Here is an 18,675-nt window from a genome sequence, read left to right as displayed (position 1 = left end):
CGGCCGCCCGGCGATGTCAGTGCGTCGGGGTCAGTTGCAGTACGCGGTCGCGGCCGCCTTCGGCGAGCAGGTAGCCGCCCTTGCCGTCGGGCACGATGGACTGCGGTGCCTTGAGGAACGACAGGATGGTGCGCGGCTCGCCCTGGCCGTTCCACAGCAGCAGGCGGGCGCGATGGGTGGAGTCTTCGCTGATCCACAGGCCGCGCTCGTCGCACATCAGGAAGGTGGGCTTGTTCAGCCCGGCGAGCAGCACCGGGTCCTTGCCGTCTTCGGTGAAGCGGTGCACCAGGCCTTTTTCCTTCTCGGAGTAGAGAAGGCTGCCGTCGGTGCAGCGGGTGATGGATTCGGTTTCCTGCAGGTGCTCGCGCAGTACGGTCAGTTGGCCATCGCTCCAGCGGTAGCGCAGCAGGCGGCCGTTCTGGTGGCTGTCCTCGATGGCATAGAGGTCGTCGCCGTCATTCCACAGGCCTTGCACCGAGTTGCCCATGAACAGCGTGCTGACCTTGCCGTCCTTGAGCAGTTGCACCGGCTTGCCGTCGTTTTCCTGGCTGAACACCCAGCCGCCTTGCGCGGCGATCATGCCGTCGGGCTTGGACAGGCCATCGATCATCACCCGGCGTTTGCCGTCGGCGGCGATGTGCAGGATGTTGCCCTTGTCGTCCTTCAGCTCCTGGCTGACCAGCAGGCCGCCATCAGGCAGCGGCACCAACGAAGCCGCTTTCTCCACGTCACGGTGGAGCACCGCGCAGGACCAGCCATCGGCGCTCTGCACCGGGTAGAAGCCCTGCCAGACGAAGAAGCCGATGGCAGCGACTACGACGAGGCTGGTGGTCTTCAGGATCAGGCCAAGCGCAGAGCGGCGGAGCGAAGGGGCGGGCGTCGAGGGCATGTGTCGGCAGCCAAAACAGGAGATGGATTGGCGCAGGCGCCTGTTCCTGGCGTCCGGCGTACGACCGACGATGTTAACCAGACGGTTACTGCCGGGCTAGGAAAAGACTCAGGAACGGCTTCACGTTGTGGCAGTTGGTCGAGCTGGGACAGGCACCGGAATCGCGCTGTACAACTGACGCTATAGGGGCGAATGTGCCGCGAAATTGCCTGGATCGACCGAGTAAGTCGCAACTGTTTGCCGTGTTTGAGACATTTCGTCATGCATGCGGGATAAATGGGAAGAAATGCTGATGGCAATTGGCCTACAATCTCTGGGTCCTTTGCTGAGGACAATCCAGACGGCTGTTGCGGGCAGGAAGCCCGCAACAGCCGTTTTCTTTTCCGCCCGTCATTGCGCCGGGCGAACGGCGGGAATGGCTTCCAGCTTCTGCAGGCGCATCGGTGCGCCGCGCAGGAAGCTGGCGACCTGGCCGGCATCCATCGGCCTGCCGAACAGATAGCCTTGCGCACAGTCGCAGTCCAGTTGCTGCAACTGACGAAGCTGGGCGGCGTTTTTCACGCCCTCGGCAATCACCTTCAGCCCCAGTTCACGGGCCAGTGCCAGGGCATTGCGCAGCACGATGAGGCGGCGTGGGTCGCCGTTGTTCACGTCGGCGACGAGATGGCGGTCCAGCTTCATTTCGGTAAAGGGTAATTCCACCAGGCGCTGCAGGGTGGAGTGGCCACATCCGAAATCGTCGATGGCCAGGCCGCAACCCAGCAGGCGCAGGCGCAGTACGTTCTCCAGGCTCAGCGCCGGCGCATGCAGTGGCGAGGATTCGGTCAGCTCGAAGGTGATGCGTCCGGGGTCTACGTTCAGCCCGCGCAGGTTGCGTTCCACACTGGCGGCGAAGTCGGTCTGGGCAATCTGCTCGGCTTCCAGGTTGAACGAGAGCTTCAGCTCGTCCTTGCCATGGGCGCGCAGTGCTTCAACAGCCTGGGGCATCAGCTCGAACAGCATCCTGTCGAGCTTGCCTGCGCGGCGCATCGCCGGGATGAATTCACTGGGCAGCAGCACCGAGCCGTCTTCCAGTTGCCAGCGTGCGAGTACCTCGAACCCATACACCTGCGCCGTGGCGACGTGCACCTTGGGTTGCAGGTAGGCGCGCAACTGGCCGTGCGCGGGCAGGGCTGCGCTTTCACCGTCATCGCCCGTACCGGTCTCGGCCAAGGGCGGGCCGTTTTTCCCGCTCACCGGCTGGAAGTCGGCCAGCAGTGCCCGCAGGCGCTCCAGGGTCGCCGCCTCGTTGCCCAGCCAGAACACCTTCATGCCCTGCAATTGCAGCAGGTGGGAAAGGGCGCTCCAGGTACCCGGCGCCATTTCCCCGCTGACCACCACGCCACCGGCCAGCCGCTCGCGGGCCACGGTCTGGAGAAACTCCAGGCGAGGCACCGGGTCGATGCGTACATCGCAGATCAGCAGATGGACGCCGCCCTGGCTACGCAGCCGGTCCAGCGCGAAGGCATTGCTGGAGACTTCCGACAGGAAGCTGTAACCCAGGTGGTGCAGCGCGGTGACGGCAGTCGAACGGTGTAGACCGGAAGCCTGGAGCACCAGCGCGGAAAGGGGGGGCATGGCGAGTTCTCATGGGAAGTTGGCCAGGCGCATTTTCGAAAACCTTGCCGCCGCTGTGAGGCGGAAGATTCCAGTTCCTCTGTCAGACAAATCGGACTCTTAGGCAATGCGTCCTTTTCCGGGGGGCGTGACCTTCCGCGCGTGGTTGCAGGGCGAGTCAACAGGGCAGCGACAAACCTCGAACAAGTACGAGGGTTGGACAGGTTCGTGCCTGCCTCAGGTCAGGTTCACGTCGGCACTGCGGAACTACAACGGAATCACCGACCCGCCAGGGCCACTTAGGAAGGAGTCTGATCATGAAACATCTTCGTCACGTGGAGGGCGCAGCAGGCGACGGCAAGGTCGGCCTGTTCGGCCTGACCTCGCTCATCGTCGGCAGCGCCATCGGCTCGGGCATCTTCGCCTTGCCCGCCACGCTCACCGGCGGCGCCGGCGCTCTCGGCATCCTCTGCGGGTGGACCATCGTCGCCTTCGGTATGCTCTCGCTGGTGTCGGTCTACCGTAACCTCACCCTGCGCCAGCCGGGCATCGACGATGGTATCTACGGCTGGTCCAAGGCCGGCTTCGGGCACATCGGCGGCTTCATCGGCGCATACGGTCATGGCGCCGGCGATGCCATCGGCAACGCTTCCTACCTGGTGGTGATCTTCAGTGCGCTGGGCGCCTTCGGGATCTTCTCCTGGTTCGGCGATGGCACCACCTGGCCGGCCATCTTCGCCGCGTCGGCATTGCTCTGGATCATCAATGCGCTGGTGCTGCGCGGGGTGAAAACCAGCACCACGGTGAACAACATCGCCACCGTCGCCAAGGTGGTGCCCATCGTGCTGTTCCTCGGGCTGGCGGTCTATCACTTCGACAGCCGCGTGTTCATGACCGATTTCCGTGGCCAGAGCCACGGCGCCTCGATCTTCGAGCAGAGCAAGACGGTCCTGCTGGCAGCCATGTGGACGCTGATCGGCCTGGAGTCCGGGACCATCTATGCCACTCGTGCGCGCAAATTGTCGGACGTCGCCAAGGCGTCCACCCTTGGGGCGATCATCGTTTCGCTGCTGCTGGTGGGGACTTCGGTGCTGGCGCTGGGCATCCTGCCCGCCGCGCAGATCACCCAGCTGCACCAGCCGTCCATGGCCGGACTGATGGCCGCGATGGTCGGTCCGTGGGGCGGCACGCTGATCAACCTGTGCCTGATCGTCTCGGTGGTGGGTGCGCTGATCGCCTGGGTCGCCCTGAGCGCCGAGGAAGTGATGCTTTCCGGACGTGGTCATAGCTCCAGCAGCTGGCTTGGCCGTCTCAACGCCAACGGTGCGCCGCGTAATGCCATGTGGCTGACCACCGGTATCGCCCAGGCCATGATGTTGGTGGCCGGCCTGAGTCATGCCGGCTACCTTGCGCTGCTGTCGTTCTCGACCTCGCTGGCGCTGATTCCCTATCTGCTGTCGTCGATGTATTCCTTCAAATGCGCCTGCAACGGGCGGGGCTACGAAGGGGCCAACGCCCGCGGGCGTTACCGCGAAATGGCCTTGTCGGCCTTCGCCGTCAGCTTCGTGCTGTTCATGCTCTACGGCGCAGGGCTGAAATACGTGCTGCTGGCCGCAGTGGTCTGGGCTGTCGGCCTGCCCCTGTTCATCCTCGGCAAACGCGAGCAGCGGGCGAAACTCAGTGCGGTGGAATGGATCGTCTGCCTCGCCGTGATTGCCATGGCCCTGGCCGGCCTGCTCGGCCTGTGGACGGGCCATCTGGTGCTGTAAGGCCTTCGTTCCGCACTGCGCCCGCCCTGACCCGGCGGGCGCAGTGCTTTCTCTCCCGCCGGTTTTTCCGGTCGCCCTGTTGCCAGCTTCAGCCCCCGCGCCAAGCCCCGCCCGCTCTGGCCTGCGTCTTCCCGGTGGAACAACCCGGTGAAACCCAGGGTCGACCCTTGTGGTCCCACATGTTAGGGTCCTTGAGCTCCCTTTCACGTTCGCGCCAGCTCTCCACGGCCGCGCGGCACGCCCTGAACATGGAGAATGGCTCATGTCACGTCCCGTACCACGAGGACCTGTCGACACAGCCATGGCCCCGCATAGCGAGGTCTCAGCCACTGCACTGCTGAACCTCTGGCTCAGCCGTCCTCAGCAGACCGCAGTGTTCCTGGATGTCGACGGAACCCTCCTGGACATCGCCGAATCCCCCGACGCGGTCATCGTGCCGCCCGGGTTGCTCGATGCGCTCAAGCAACTGCATCGCAGACTCGACGGTGCCCTGGCCCTGATCAGCGGCCGCCCGGTCGAAGAACTCGACCGGCTCTTGCAACCCTTGCGCCTTGCCGCCAGCGGCGGCCACGGCGCCCACTGGCGCGAGACCGGCGACAGCCCGTTGCGCCGCGCTACCAGGGATCTGCCCGCCTGTGTGCGGGTGCAGTTGAACGCCCTGGCGAACCGGCATGTCGGCATCCTCGCCGAGGACAAGGGCAGCAGCTACGCGCTGCATTACCGCTGCGCGCCCTCGCTCGCTGCCGAACTGCGTGTCGAATTGCAGGCATTGCTGCGTGCACCCGAAGGCGCCGGCCTGCAATTGCTCAAGGGCAAGCAGGTCTACGAAGTCATCGGCGAAGGAGTCGACAAGGCCCGGGCGGTCCAGCGGCTGATGGCCACGCCGGGCTTTACCGGGCGCCTGCCGCTGTACATCGGCGACGACGTCACCGACGAACCCGCCATCGCACTGATGCGCACCCTGGGCGGCCTCGGCTTGTCCGTCGGGCGGGCGATGCCCGGTGCCAGTGCGGTGTTCAGCGACGCGGAGCAAGTCCGTGACGCGCTCATGCAAGCAGCAGGAGGACATCACCGATGACGAATCGGCACGAAGGTGCACTGGAACTGGGCCTGATCGGCAACTGCCGGGTGGCTGCACTGGTCAACCCGCAAGCGCGCCTGGTCTGGTGGTGCTATCCGAATTTCGACAGCGATCCGGCGTTCTCCCGGCTACTGGCCGGCGACGACGAGAAAGGCTTTGCCGACGTGGTGCTGGAGCACCAGACCAGCAGTACGTCCGATTACCAGCGCAACACGGCGATCATCACCACTGTGCTGCGCGACGACAGGGGAGGTGCGGTGCGCATCACCGACTTTGCCCCGCGCTTCCTGCAACACGGGCATATCTATCGTCCGGCGCAGCTATGCCGCTTGATCGAACCCATCGAAGGTGTGCCGAAGATCACCTTGCGAGTGCGTCCGACCCATGGCTACGGCAAGCCCAGCATCGGCGTGGCCGGCTCCAGCCATATCCGCTACCTGGAGGGTGACGAGCCGCTGCGCCTGACCACTGACGCGCCGCTGGCCTACATCCAGCACGAAACGCCGTTCGCCCTGCGTCACCCGGTCAGTCTGGTGATAGGCCTCGACGAGCCGTTGGACAACGCTCCCGGCGAAGTCATCCGCGACTACCTCAAGCGCACCCAGAACCACTGGCACGATTGGGTGCGCGGCCTGGCCATCTGCTTCGAATGGCAGGCGGTGGTGATCCGCTCGGCCATTACCCTGAAACTGTGCAACTTCGAGGACACCGGCGCGATCATCGCCGCCGCCACTACCTCGGTGCCCGAGGCGCCGGGCTCCCAGCGCAACTGGGATTATCGCTATTGCTGGCTGCGCGACGCCTACTTCGTGATCCTCGCCCTCAACCGCTTGGGCGCCACGCGGACCATGGAGGGCTTCATTGACTTCATCACCACCGTGGCCAGCGGTGATGCCGAGCTCAAGCCGCTGTACGGAATCATCCCCAACCAGGATCTTACCGAGCGCATCGAGCCGGACCTCGCCGGCTTCCTCAACCACGCTCCGGTGCGGGTCGGCAACCAGGCGGTGGAGCAGAACCAGCACGACGTGTTCGGCTCCGTGGCCCTGGCGGTGCTGCAGAGCTTCGTCGATGAGCGCCTGCCCAATCCCAGCAGTGAAGGCATGCTGCACCTGCTGGAGAGTCTTGCCGCCAAGGCCGTGCACGCCGCTTTTGAGCCGGACGCCGGCATCTGGGAATACCGGGGGCGTACGCGCATCCATACCCACTCGGCGCTGCTCTGCTGGGTCGCCTGCGACCGGGTCGGGCGCATCGCCCGGCGGCTCGGGCGGACAGAGCAGGCCAATGACTGGATGGCGAAGGCCGACCGCTTGCGCGAACGCATCCTCGTCCAGGCCTGGAGCGAGAAGACGCAGTGCTTCAGCGGCGCCTTTGGCCATGATGACCTCGATGCCAGCGTGCTGTTGATGAACGAGCTGGGGATCATCGAGGCTGACGATCCGCGCTTCATCGCCACCGTCGAGTGCATCGGCCGTGAACTCAATGTCAACGGGCAGATGCTGCGCTACGCCGCGGCGGATGATTTCGGCGTGCCGGAAACCGCCTTCCTGGTGGTCAAGTTCTGGTACCTCGATGCGCTCGCCGCCATCGGCCGCACGGACGAGGCTCGCCAACTGTTCGAGCAACTGATCGCCGCGCGCAACCGCTACGGGCTGCTCTCCGAAGATTTGCATCCGCATACCGGCGAACTGTGGGGCAACATCCCGCAGACCTACTCCATGGCCGGGCTGATCAACTCGGCCATGCGTCTCTCCATCGGCTGGGAGGAGGGTCTATGTCGCGCCTCGTGGTGATCTCCAACCGGGTGGGCATACCCGGCGAGAACGGGCCCGCGCCGGGAGGGCTGGCGGTGGCGGTGGACGCGGCCATGCGCAACCGCGAGGGCATCTGGTTCGGCTGGAGCGGTGAGAAGGCCGAGGAGCCGGGCCCGCCGACCACGGCCCAGCGCGACAACCTGCAGTACGTCCTCACCGACCTGCACCCGCAGGATTTCGACGAGTACTACAACGGCTTCGCCAACCGGGTGCTCTGGCCAATCCTGCATTACCGGGTGGACCTGGCCGAGTTCAACGAGGCCGAGTTCGGTGGTTACCTGCGGGTCAACGAGTTCTTTGCCGAGCGCCTGAGCCCGTTGCTGGAGGACGACGACGTCCTCTGGGTCCACGACTACCATCTGATTCCCCTGGCCATGGCGCTGAGGCAGCGCGGGCACGGCAATCGCATCGGCTTCTTCCTGCACATCCCGATGCCACCGGCGGACCTCATCACTGCGCTGCCGCACCACGCCGAACTGTTTCGCGCGCTGACCGAATACAACCTGATCGGCTTCCAGACCGAGAATGACGCCAGCAACTTCGCCCGCTACCTCACCCGTGTGGTGGGCGCGGCGACTCCTGATGGCCGTCGCTATCACCTGGAGAACCAGCATTTCCGCGTCGGCGTGTTCCCGGTGGGGGTGGATGCCGCTGGTTTTCGCCGCCTGGCCGAGGAGGCCGCGCAGAGCCAGGCTGCCGAGGACCTGCGCGAAAGCCTGGGCGGCCGCGCGCTGATGGTGGGAGTGGACCGGCTCGATTACTCCAAGGGCATCGTCAATCGCCTGGATGGCTACGAGCGTTTCCTCGAGCGCAATCCGGACTGGCACAACCGGGTGACCTGCCTGCAGATATCACCCGGCAGCCGCCAGGACATCCCCGAATACGCCGACATCGATGCCGCCGTCAGCGCTCGCGTCGGCCATATCAACGGACGCTTCGGCGCGGTGTCCTGGGTGCCCCTGCGCTACGTGGCGCGCAACCACCAGCGGGCGGACATCGCCATGGTCATGCGCCACGCGCGGATCGGCCTGGTCACGCCGCTGCGGGACGGGATGAACCTGGTCGCCAAGGAGTTCGTCGCCGCGCAGGACCCGGACGATCCCGGCGTGCTGATCCTCTCCCAGTTCGCCGGCGCTGCCGCCGAGCTGGGTGGCGCGCTGATCATCAACCCCCACGACCGCGACGCCCTGGCCGAAGCCATGCAGCAGGCCCTGCGCATGCCGCTCAAGGAGCGCCAGGCCCGGCACCGCGACATGTATGCGGTGCTGGAGGCCAATGACATCCGTTTCTGGGGGCCGAGTTTCATCGATGCGCTGACGCGGCCGGGGAGGGCGCTGAACTGGCTGTCGAATCATTACCTCAGTCACTGAGGGACAAACAAAAAACCCCGCCGAGGCGGGGTTTTCTGTGACTGTTCAAGAGGTTGGCCCGGACTCGGGCGCCGGTTTCCTGCCTTCGGACTTCGCCCACTGCGACTTTTTCTCGATCTTCACCGCCAACTGGCCAACGGGAATTTCCTGGATTTCGCCACCCTGGGAGAGGAAGGCGGCAATCTTCTCATCGAGCTCCGAACGTTCGCGAACCAGCTGTGAATCAGTCATGAAGTCACCTATGCGTGGGGGCGCCAAACCGGCCCGGCCAGACTACACGTCTTTTCCGGATCGCGCCGGGATAGCTCGACCATTTGTCAAAATCACCACTGGTCGTGAAAAAAAGCTATGAATCGTCGCCAGAGTCTGTATTCTGCATGGGCTGCCTGCCCAGTAACGAGTTCCGCGACTTGATGTTCTTCTACACGATGTTCCATCTCCTCGGCACCTCTTCACTACGCATTCAGCTCATCGCCGGTCGGCATTCGGCCGGCCTTTAGCATTATTTTTGGAGACAACATCATGTCCGATCGTCAAAACGGCATCGTCAAGTGGTTCAACGCTGAGAAGGGCTTCGGCTTCATCACCCCGGAAAGCGGCCCGGACGTATTCGTTCACTTCCGTCAGATCGAAGGCAACGGCTACAAGTCCCTCGACGAAGGCCAGAAGGTCAGCTTCGTTGTGACTGCCGGCCAGAAAGGCCCGCAAGCTGAACAAGTTCGCGCTGTCTAATCGACATCGCTGACGAGAAAGCCCCGCTTCGGCGGGGCTTTTTTTTTGCCTGCCGGTTTTGCCCGGCGCCCGGATTCGTGGCGTTGTGGCATTAGCGGTCGCGCAATAAAAAACGCCCGGTGCACTGCACCGGGCGTTTTTCATGGGGTGGCGCTGTGCGCTCAGGTCATTCCTGCTGGGGATCGAACTGCTTGTCGCGGATCAGCAGGGCGGGAATCACACCGCAGATGAAGTACGCGGCGCCCATCACCAGGAAGCCCACGCCGATGGACATCTGGGTGGCGAGGAAGCCGATCACCGCCGGGGCGATGGCCGCGCCAATACGGCCGATGTTGTACGCACCGCCCACTGCCGTGCCGCGGAAGACGGCGGCGAAGCTCTCGGTCATGTAGGTCGCGTTGACGCCGTAGGGGATGCCGTAGAGGAAGCCGAACACCACCAGCATCCAGAGAATGTTCTCGGGGCTGTGGAACAGCACGATCACCGGCAGGAACACCGCAGTACCCAGGGCGCCGAAGGAGAACACCACGCGGCGGCCCAGCCAGTCGGCAGCAACGCCGGCCAGCACCTTGCCGAGAATCATCGCCGCATAGGTGCCGACGAGGTAGGCGGTCATGGCCTTGAAGTTCATGCCCATCTCGGTTTCCAGGTACGACGGCATCCAGTTGTTCACGCCGTAGTAGCCGAACTGCAGGAAGCCGGCAGTCAGCGCCCAGAACATAAACATGCGGCTGGCTTGCGGGTCGCTGAAAATCTGCTTGAAGGCATTCTGCCGAGGGGCGGTAGCCGCGCGGCTGGAGGAACCTTCGGCCTTGCGCTGCTGGCGTTCGGCCTGGGCCTGGACCCAGGCGGCGGGCTCGGGGATCAGCTTGCGCATCGCCACGGCCAGCACCACTGGGATGATGGCGATGTAGAACAGGTAGCGCCAGCCGTGGTCCGGCAGGATCCAGCCGGCCAGCAGCGTGGCGACGATGTAGCCGACCGACCAGCCGGCCTGCAAGGTGCCGAGCACGGTGGTGCGGTACTTGGTCGGCACGTATTCGGCCATCAGCGTGTTGCAGGCCACGTACAGGGCGCCGAGGCCGAGCGAGGCGACGAAGCGCGCGGCGGCGAACTGCCAGTAGTTGTGGGTCAGCCCCAGGATGGCAGTGCCGACGGAGAACAGCACGATGGTCCAGACCACCGTCTTGACCCGGCCGAAACGGTCGCAGGCCCAGCCACCGTAGATACCGCCCACGGCCATGCCGGCCAGGGTGACGCTGCCCAGGCTGCCGGCCTGGAGATTGCTCAGGCCGAACTCGGCCTTGAGGCTGGTGAGGCTGTAGGAAAGAAGCATCAGGTCGGCGCCATCGATCAGCAGGCCGATGAAGCAGAAGGCGAAGACCAGAACCCAGGTCTTGTCCTGGGCGGCGGCGGTTGCAGCCGGTGCGGAAGCAGTGTTTTCCATGAACGAATTACCTGTTGTAGTTGTTGGCGGGGCGGCGTGCCGACCCTCGGTAAGCGTGCGTGCGAATCCTGCCGGCGGGCGCGTGGTGCGTGGCCACGCGCCTGCCGTCTGGAGAGGTCAGGACTGGGCTTCGCGGATCATGTTGCGGGCGATGATCACCTGCTGGATCTGGGTGGTGCCCTCGTAGAGTCGGAACAGGCGGACGTCGCGGTAGAAGCGCTCGATGGCGTATTCGCTGACGTAGCCGGCGCCGCCGTGAATCTGCACACAGCGGTCGGCAACGCGGCCGCACATCTCGGTGGCGAACATCTTCGCGCAGGAGGCTTCGGTGCTGACGTTGCGGCCCTCATCGCGCTTGCGTGCGGCGTCCAGCACCATGCAGCGGGCGGCGTAAATCTCGGCCTTGCTGTCGGCGAGCATCGCCTGGATCAGCTGGAACTCGGCGATCGGCTGGCCGAACTGCTTGCGCTCCAGGGCGTAGTGCAGTGCGTCATCGAGCATGCGCTCGGCGGCGCCGACACTCAGTGCGGCAATGTGCAGGCGACCCTTGTCGAGCACCTTCATGGCGGTCTTGAAGCCCACGCCCTCGACGCCGCCGATCAGTTGGCTGGCCGGGATGCGCACGTTGTCGAAGATCACGTCGCTGGTGTGCGCGCCTTTCTGGCCCATCTTGTGGTCCGGCTTGCCCAGGGAAATACCCGGAGTGCCGCGCTCGACGATGAATGCACTGATGCCGCCGGAACCCTTGATCGCCGGGTTGGTGCGGGCCATCACGGTATAGATGCCGGCGTGCGGGGCGTTGGTGATGAAGCGCTTGGTGCCGTTGAGCACATAGAAGTCGCCATCGCGCACGGCGGTGGTCTTCAGCGAGGCGGCATCGGAGCCCGAGTCCGGCTCGGTCAGGCAGAAGGCGCTGAGCAGTTCGCCGCTGGCAAGCTTGGGCAGGTAGTGAGCTTTCTGCTCCGGCGTGCCGTCGATGAGGATGCCGATCGAGCCGATGCCGTTGTTGGTGCCGATATAGGAGCGGAAGGCGGGGGAGGTGCGGCCGAGTTCGAAGGTGATGTTCACCTCTTCTTCCATGGTCACGCCCAGGCCGCCGAACTCTTCGGGGATGGTCAGGCCGAACAGGCCCATCTCGCGCATCTGCGAGACGATGTCCTGCGGGATGGCGTCGGTCTCGGCGACCTCGTTTTCCCGCGGGATCAGTACTTCGCCGACGAACTGGTGGATGGAATCCAGAAGTATCTGCAGCGTTTCTGGGTCTCGGATCATGTGCACTCCTCAAAAGGCCCGCGAGCGGGCCTGTCTGGCGAGGCACCGTCACCCGAGATTCAGCGAGCGGCGGCACCTATGTTGTTGACCATGTTGATCAGGCGGGGCCCGATGTCGTCCTCGAGCTTCTCGCGTGTCAGCTGGAAGCTCGGGCCGCCGCAGTTGAAGGCCAGCAGCCCGTACTGCGGATGTACCAAGGGCACGGCGACGGAGTTGACGTCGCGGTGCCATTCGCCGATCGACAGGCAGTAGCCGTAATCGGTGAAGTCCCTGAAGGCGCGGTCCAGACCCTTGCGGATGGCCGGCCAGTTTTCCGGTTCGCGTTGGCGAACGTGGTCGAGCAGGAATTCCCGCTCGTTCTCCGGCATCGCCGCGAGGCACGCGCGGCCTACCGAACTCGCCGCCAGCGGCAGATAACTGCCGATCTGCCGGCGCATCGTCATGTTTCCCTGGCCCTGCACGACGTCCACATAGACCATCTGCAGGCGGTCGCGTGCGGCCATGGCCACCGCCGCCTGGGCGTGGTTGGCCAGCTCCTCCATCAGCGGATGGGCCACCGCGCGGATCGACAGGTTCGACAGCATCGCGTAGCCGAAACCCAGCACGCCGACGTCCAGCTGGTACTTGCCCGAGTGCACCTCGCGCTTGAGGCAACCCAGGCGCATCAGGGTGTTGGTCAGGCGCGTCACGGTCGGCTTGGGCAGGTCGGTCTTGCGCGCCAGGTCCTGGTTGCTCAGCACGTTTTCCCGTGGCGTGAAGCAACGCAGGATCTCCAGGCCGCGAGCCAGGGCCGTCACGAACTGGCCGCTGTTCTCCTCTTCGCTCAGCGCCGTGGCGGGGTCATACAGTCCCCGTTCCAGCAGGCCGATTTCGCCTTCGTTTTTGCTCGACGCAGCCGAGTCCATCTCCGTCTTGTTGCGGCGCATGGTAGAACCCCTATTCACGGAAAATCAATAAAATAAAATACAGTTTCGTCAGGCGAAATTGTAATGGGTCTGGATCAGTTAGTACAGGAGTGCCCTTAAAAATATTCAAAGCCTCGTATTTAAAGGCTTTGAGTGGGTATCTCGATCTTCACCGTTTACAGGCCGGATTCGGTATCACTATGATGAAATCGAAATACGGAATGTAGTTTCGTCAGACGAAACAAGTATGAGGTCAAAGCTCCCATGAATACCCGCGTGGTTCATCTCGATATCCAGGCCGATGGTGTGGCGGTCGTCCGCATCGACCGTCCGGAAGCCAGGAATGCCCTGAACGCCGCCGTGCGCCAGCAACTGGCCGAGCACTTTCGTGCCCTGAGCGACAACCGCGACGTTCGCGCGGTGGTGCTGACCGGGGGAGAGGCGTGCTTCGTCGCCGGGGCGGACATCCGCGAGTTCGCCCAGGCCAGCCCCATCGAAATGTACCGCCGGCATACCGAACTGCTGTGGGAAGCCATCTCCCGCTGCCCGAAGCCGGTGATCGCTGCCGTGAATGGCTTCGCCCTGGGCGGCGGCTGCGAGCTGGCGATGCACTGCGACATCATCGTCGCCGGTGAATCGGCGCGCTTTGGCCAGCCGGAAGTGAAGCTCGGCCTGATGCCTGGCGCTGGTGGCACCCAACGGCTGATCCGCGCCGTGGGCAAGTTCCAGGCCATGCGCATCGCCCTGACCGGCTGCCTGATCAAGGCGCCGGAAGCCTTGGCCATCGGCATGCTCAGCGAAGTGGTGGAAGACGCGCGCACGCTGCCCCGCGCGCTGGAGTTGGCCGCCGAGATCGCCGCGCTGCCGCCGCTGGCGGTGGCGCAGATCAAGGAAGTCATGCTCGCCGGTGCCGACCTGCCGTTGGACAGCGCGTTGGTTCTGGAGCGCAAGGCGTTCCAGTTGCTGTTCGATTCGCAGGACCAGAAGGAGGGCGCCGCCGCCTTCCTCGAAAAACGCCAAGCCAGCTTCCTGGGGGAATGAGCATGACCCTTTCTTTCGGCATCGAGCGCATTGAGCGCATGGCCATCGTCGGCACCGGCGTCATGGGCAGCGGCATCGCCCAGATCGCCGCCCAGGCCGGCATCCAGGTAAAACTCTTCGACACCCGCGACGGTGCTGCGCAAGCCGCACGCGACAACCTCGGCCGGACCCTCGCCAAGCTGGCGGAGAAGGGCAAGATCACCGCCGCCGAGGCCGACGCCACTCTGGCGCGCCTGCTGGTCGCTGGCTCCCTGAGCGAGCTGTCGGATTCCGACCTGGTGGTCGAAGCGATCATCGAGCGGCTGGACGCCAAGCAGGCGCTGCTGGCCGAGCTGGAAGCGGTGGTCAGCGCCGGCTGCATCCTCGCCACCAACACCTCGTCGCTGTCGGTCACCAGCATCGCCCGTGGCTGCCAGCACCCACAGCGGGTAGCGGGCTTCCACTTCTTCAACCCGGTGCCGCTGATGAAGGTGGTCGAGGTGATCGACGGCCTGGCCGGTGATCCGCAGGTCGGCGACAGCTTGGTAGAGCTGGCCGCGCGCATGGGCCATCGCGGCATCCGCGCCAAGGACACCCCCGGCTTCATCATCAACCACGCCGGCCGCGCCTACAGCACCGAAGCCTTGCAGATGCTCAAGGAAGCCATCGCCGAGCCGGCCGACATCGACCGCATCCTGCGCGAGGGCCTGGGCTTCCGCATGGGGCCGCTGGAGCTGTTCGACCTCACCGCGCTGGACGTTTCCCACCCGGTGATCGAGTCCATCTACAACCAGTTCTACCAGGAGCCGCGCTATCGCCCGGCGGCGCTGACCCGGCAGATGCTCGAGGCCGGTTTCGTCGGTCGCAAGGTCGGGCGCGGTTTCTATCACTATGCCGACGGCAAGATGATCGACCCGCCCGCGCCGCAAACGGTGCCCAGTGTGGCCGCTTTGCCGCCGGTGTGGATCGGTGTGGAGAGCGACCAGGATCGCGAGCTGCTCGGCGAACTGCTGAAGAAGCTCGGCGCGAACCTGGAGCAGGGCGCCCAGCCGAGCAGCGAGGCGCTGTGCCTGCTGGCTCCCTATGGCGTTGACGCCACCACGGCCTGCCAGAACTTCGGCACCGACCCGGTGCGCACCCTGTGCATCGACCTGCTACTGGACCTGCAACGTCACCGCTGCCTGATGCAGAACCCGGCGACTTCCAGCGCCATGCGCGACGCCGCCCATGCGCTGCTGGCGGCTGATGGCGTAGGCGTCACCGTGATCAATGACAGCGTCGGCTTCGTCGCCCAGCGTGTACTCGCGCTGGTCGTCAACCTGGCCGGCGACATCGTCCAGCAGCGCATCGCCAGCGTCGACGACCTCGATGAAGGCGTACGCCGTGGCCTGGGCTATCCGCAAGGCCCGTTGGCCTGGGGCGACAGTGTCGGCCCGGCGCGCCTGCTGAGTATTCTCGAACGCATGACCGAACTGACCGGCGACGCCCGCTACCGCCCCGGCCCCTGGCTGCGCCGCCGCGCCGCGCTGGGGTTGTCGCTGCGCCATGCCGAGCCCGCGCTGGGCTGAGGCCCGGCGCTCAATCGATTCAAGGAGACATTCATGCTCAATGCCTTTATCTACGCCGGCCTGCGCACCCCCTTCGGACGCCACGGCGGCGCCCTGGCCCCGGTGCGCCCGGACGACCTGATCGCCCAGGTGATCCGCGAACTGCTGGCCCGCACCAGCGTGCCGGGCGAGGCCATCGAGGACGTGATCCTCGGCAACACCAACCAGGCCGGTGAAGACAGCCGCAACGTCGCCCGCCATGCCGCGCTGCTCGCCGGCCTGCCGGTGACCGTACCGGGCCAGACGGTGAACCGCCTGTGCGCCAGCGGCCTGGCGGCCGTCATCGACGCGGCGCGCGCCGTGACCTGCGGCGAAGGCGAGCTGTTCGTCGCTGGCGGCGTGGAAAGCATGTCCCGCGCACCCTTCGTCATGGCCAAGGCCGAAGCCGCCTACAGTCGCGACCTGACGGTGTTCGACAGCACCATCGGCGCGCGCTTCCCCAACCCGAAGATCGTCGCCGGGTTCGGCAACGACAGCATGCCGGAGACCGGCGACAACGTAGCCCGCGAGTTCGGCATCAGCCGCGAGCAGGCCGACCGTTTCGCCGCCCGTTCCCAGGCCAACTATGAAGCCGCCCGCCAGGCCGGTTTCTTCGCCGGGGAAATCCTTGCGGTCAGCGTGCCCACTGGCCGCAAGACCCCGCCGAACATCGTCGAGCAGGATGAACATCCGCGTCCGTCGTCCGACGAGGCTGCGCTGGCGCGCCTGAAGCCGCTGTCCGAAGGCGGCGTGGTCACCGCCGGCAATGCTTCCGGCGTCAACGACGGCGCAGCCGCCTTGCTGATCGGCTCCGCAGCGGCGGGCGAACGCCACGGCCTCAGGCCGCTGGCGCGGATTCTCTCGGCCGCGGCGGTCGGCGTGGAGCCGCGCATCATGGGCGTCGGCCCGGTGGAGGCGATCAACAAGGCGCTCGCCCGCGCCGAACTGACCCTGGCCGACATGGACATCATCGAGATCAACGAAGCCTTCGCCTCCCAGGTGCTCGGCTGCCTGCACGGCCTGGGCGTGGACTTCGACGATGCGCGGGTCAACCCCAATGGCGGCGCCATTGCCGTCGGCCATCCGCTGGGCGCTTCCGGCGCGCGGCTGGCACTGAGCGTGGCGCGACAACTGCAGCGCAGTGGTCAACGCTATGCGGTGATCAGCCTGTGCATCGGCGTGGGCCAGGGGCTCGCCATGGTTATCGAACGCGCGTGAGCGCGCCTGCGAGGAATTGAAGATGGGTGCTTTGAGCGGATACCGCGTACTCGACCTCAGCCGCGTGCTGGCCGGCCCCTGGTGCGGCCAGATACTGGCTGACCTGGGCGCGGAAGTGATCAAGATCGAACGGCCCGGCGTGGGTGACGACACCCGCGGCTGGGGCCCGCCCTACATGAAGTCTGCCGACGGCTCGGACAGCAGCGAGGCGGCGTACTACCAGTCGACCAACCGCAACAAGCTGTCGGTGGCGCTGAACCTGGCAACGCCCGAAGGCCAGGCGCTGGTGCGTGCGCTGGCCTGCGAGTGCGACGTGCTGATCGAGAACTACAAGGCCGGCTCGCTGGCCAAGTACGGGCTGGACTACGAGAGCCTGTCGAAGGTGAATCCGCGCCTGGTCTACTGCTCCATCACCGGCTTCGGCCAGACCGGCCCGCGTGCCGAGGAGCCCGGCTACGACTTCATCATCCAGGGCATGGGCGGGCTGATGAGCATCACCGGCGAGAAGGACGGCGTGCCCGGCGCCAGCCCGCAGAAGGTCGGTGTCGCCGTGTCCGACGTGATGACCGGCCTGTACTCGGTGGTCGCCATCCAGGCCGCGCTGCTGGCACGGGAGAAGACCGGCCGCGGCCAGCACTGCGACATGGCGCTGCTCGACGTGCAGGTCGCCATGCTCGGCAACCAGAGCCAGAACTACCTCGCCACCGGCCGCTCGCCGGGCCGCCAGGGCAACGCCCACGTCAACATCGTGCCGTACCAGGTGTTCAGCGCGCAGGACATGGACTTCATCATCGCCTGCGGCAACGACAGCCAGTTCGTCTCGCTGTGCGACGCCATCGGCCTGCCCGAACTGCCGAAGGATGCGCGCTTCACCCGCAATGCCGACCGCGTGCGCAACCGCGACGTGATCGTCGGCAAGCTGGCCGAGCACTTCCAGGGCGACACCGCTGACAACTGGGTGAAGCGCATCCACGCGATGAAGGTGCCGGTCGGCGTGATCAACGACATCGGCCGTGCGCTGGATGAGCCGCAGGTGGTCGCCCGCGACATGCTGGTGGAGATTCCCCACGCGCAGAACCCCGCGTTCCGCATGGTCGGCAGCCCGCTGAAGCTGTCCGACACTCCGGTGGAGTACCAGCGCCCGGCGCCGATGCTCGGCGAACACACCGACGAGGTGCTCAAGCGCCGCCTGGGGCTCGACGACGCGCGCCTGGCCGCGCTCAAGGCCGAGGGTGTGATCGAGCAGCTGGGCAAACCCTGATGGGCGCAATCTCCGCCAGATCGTAGGGCGCATAACGCGCCAGCGTTATCCGCCGATGGCCCGAATGACGGCGGATAACCGCAAGCGGTTATGCGCCCTACGGCCTGGCATGAGTCCGTTCGCGAGCAAGCTCGCTCCTACGAAAAGCGCGCCTGAGCAGGCCGGCTGTCTGTAGGAGCGAGCTTGCTCGCGAACCTCCCCAACCGCCGCGCCGATGTAAACCGGCGCCAGCCAAGGAAACAACCGAATGAAAGTACTGGTCGCGGTAAAACGCGTGGTCGATTACAACGTCAAGGTCCGCGTCAAGGCGGACCACTCCGGCGTCGATCTGGCCAACGTCAAGATGTCCATGAACCCCTTCTGCGAAATCGCCGTGGAAGAAGCCGTGCGCCTGAAAGAGAAAGGCGTCGCCAGTGAGATCGTTGCGGTCTCCGTCGGCCCGACCGCTGCCCAGGAGCAACTGCGTACCGCGCTGGCTCTGGGTGCTGATCGCGCCATCCTGGTTGAAACCAATGAAGAACTGAGCTCCCTGGCCATCGCCAAGGCCCTGAAGGCTCTGGTCGACAAAGAGCAGCCGCAGCTGGTCATCCTCGGCAAGCAGGCCATCGACAGCGACAACAACCAGACCGGCCAGATGCTGGCGGCGCTGACCGGCTACGCCCAGGGCACCTTCGCCTCCAAGGTCGAAGTCGCTGGCGACAAGGTCAACGTCACC

At 65.3% G+C, this 18,675-nt stretch carries 16 protein-coding genes; 10 read left to right on the top strand and 6 right to left on the bottom strand.

Features of this window, described 5'->3' with window-relative positions:
- Window positions 1-16: 16 nt before the first annotated feature.
- Window positions 17-889: a hypothetical protein gene (locus CTR55_RS17370; RefSeq protein ID WP_296288071.1), complete on the bottom strand. Its 873-nt coding sequence runs from the start codon at window positions 887-889 to the stop codon at window positions 17-19.
- Window positions 890-1,279: 390 nt separating this feature from the next.
- Window positions 1,280-2,506 (bottom strand): EAL domain-containing response regulator, encoded by a 1,227-nt coding sequence (locus CTR55_RS17365; RefSeq protein WP_296288070.1) that lies wholly within the window; start codon window positions 2,504-2,506, stop codon window positions 1,280-1,282.
- Window positions 2,507-2,802: 296 nt separating this feature from the next.
- Here CTR55_RS17365 and CTR55_RS17360 point away from each other — a divergent pair, with 296 nt between their 5' ends.
- The 4 genes from CTR55_RS17360 (at window position 2,803) to otsA (ending at window position 8,519) form a co-directional block, all read left to right on the top strand.
- The gene (locus CTR55_RS17360) at window positions 2,803-4,254 is read left to right on the top strand and encodes an amino acid permease (protein WP_296288069.1); all 1,452 of its coding nucleotides are present in this window, start codon (window positions 2,803-2,805) and stop codon (window positions 4,252-4,254) included.
- A 301-nt stretch (window positions 4,255-4,555) separates the two neighbouring features.
- Window positions 4,556-5,332, top strand: a complete 777-nt coding sequence (otsB, locus tag CTR55_RS17355) for a trehalose-phosphatase (RefSeq protein WP_296288068.1) — start codon at window positions 4,556-4,558, stop codon at window positions 5,330-5,332.
- Window positions 5,329-7,128 carry a glycoside hydrolase family 15 protein gene (locus tag CTR55_RS17350; protein ID WP_296288067.1) on the top strand — a complete coding sequence of 600 codons (1,800 nt, stop codon included), beginning with the start codon at window positions 5,329-5,331 and terminating at the stop codon, window positions 7,126-7,128. The genes otsB and CTR55_RS17350 overlap by 4 nt, the downstream gene beginning before the upstream one ends.
- Window positions 7,110-8,519, top strand: coding sequence for an alpha,alpha-trehalose-phosphate synthase (UDP-forming) (gene otsA, locus CTR55_RS17345; protein ID WP_296288066.1), 1,410 nt, complete (start codon window positions 7,110-7,112; stop codon window positions 8,517-8,519). Before CTR55_RS17350 ends, otsA begins: the two co-directional genes overlap by 19 nt.
- A 45-nt stretch (window positions 8,520-8,564) precedes the next feature.
- Here the strand turns inward: otsA and CTR55_RS17340 are convergent, their stop codons facing one another.
- Complete coding sequence (locus CTR55_RS17340; protein WP_296288065.1) at window positions 8,565-8,750, bottom strand: hypothetical protein; 186 nt, start codon at window positions 8,748-8,750, stop codon at window positions 8,565-8,567.
- A 291-nt stretch (window positions 8,751-9,041) separates the two neighbouring features.
- On the opposite strand from CTR55_RS17340, the gene CTR55_RS17335 reads away from it, so the two are divergent.
- Window positions 9,042-9,251, top strand: a complete 210-nt coding sequence (locus tag CTR55_RS17335; RefSeq protein ID WP_017518411.1) for a cold-shock protein — start codon at window positions 9,042-9,044, stop codon at window positions 9,249-9,251.
- 166 nt (window positions 9,252-9,417) lie between these two features.
- On the opposite strand, the gene CTR55_RS17330 is transcribed toward CTR55_RS17335, so the two are convergent.
- The 3 genes from CTR55_RS17330 to CTR55_RS17320 form a co-directional block, all read right to left on the bottom strand.
- Complete coding sequence (locus CTR55_RS17330) at window positions 9,418-10,698, bottom strand: MFS transporter (protein WP_296288064.1); 1,281 nt, start codon at window positions 10,696-10,698, stop codon at window positions 9,418-9,420.
- Between the two features lie 117 nt (window positions 10,699-10,815).
- Window positions 10,816-11,970: an acyl-CoA dehydrogenase family protein gene (locus CTR55_RS17325; RefSeq protein WP_296288063.1), complete on the bottom strand. Its 1,155-nt coding sequence runs from the start codon at window positions 11,968-11,970 to the stop codon at window positions 10,816-10,818.
- 59 nt (window positions 11,971-12,029) lie between these two features.
- Window positions 12,030-12,896 carry an IclR family transcriptional regulator gene (locus CTR55_RS17320; protein WP_296288062.1) on the bottom strand — a complete coding sequence of 289 codons (867 nt, stop codon included), beginning with the start codon at window positions 12,894-12,896 and terminating at the stop codon, window positions 12,030-12,032.
- A gap of 243 nt (window positions 12,897-13,139) precedes the next feature.
- Between CTR55_RS17320 and CTR55_RS17315 the strand changes: the two genes are divergently transcribed.
- The 5 genes from CTR55_RS17315 to CTR55_RS17295 form a co-directional block, all read left to right on the top strand.
- Window positions 13,140-13,916 carry an enoyl-CoA hydratase gene (locus tag CTR55_RS17315; RefSeq protein ID WP_296288061.1) on the top strand — a complete coding sequence of 259 codons (777 nt, stop codon included), beginning with the start codon at window positions 13,140-13,142 and terminating at the stop codon, window positions 13,914-13,916.
- Complete coding sequence (locus CTR55_RS17310; RefSeq protein WP_296288060.1) at window positions 13,913-15,463, top strand: 3-hydroxyacyl-CoA dehydrogenase; 1,551 nt, start codon at window positions 13,913-13,915, stop codon at window positions 15,461-15,463. The genes CTR55_RS17315 and CTR55_RS17310 overlap by 4 nt, the downstream gene beginning before the upstream one ends.
- Window positions 15,464-15,496: 33 nt before the next feature.
- Window positions 15,497-16,699 (top strand): 3-oxoadipyl-CoA thiolase, encoded by a 1,203-nt coding sequence (locus CTR55_RS17305; RefSeq protein WP_296288059.1) that lies wholly within the window; start codon window positions 15,497-15,499, stop codon window positions 16,697-16,699.
- A 22-nt stretch (window positions 16,700-16,721) separates the two neighbouring features.
- A complete protein-coding gene (locus tag CTR55_RS17300) occupies window positions 16,722-17,960 on the top strand; it encodes a CaiB/BaiF CoA-transferase family protein (RefSeq protein WP_296288058.1) in 1,239 nt (412 codons plus the stop codon).
- A gap of 247 nt (window positions 17,961-18,207) precedes the next feature.
- On the top strand, window positions 18,208-18,675 hold a 468-nt coding region (locus tag CTR55_RS17295; RefSeq protein ID WP_296288057.1), incomplete at its 3' end, for an electron transfer flavoprotein subunit beta/FixA family protein.

Source organism: Pseudomonas sp., assembly GCF_002796985.1.
Taxonomy (GTDB): Bacteria; Pseudomonadota; Gammaproteobacteria; order Pseudomonadales; family Pseudomonadaceae; genus Pseudomonas.
The sequence above is the reverse complement of the archived record's forward strand: the minus strand, read 5'-3'. Positions and strand labels throughout refer to the sequence as shown.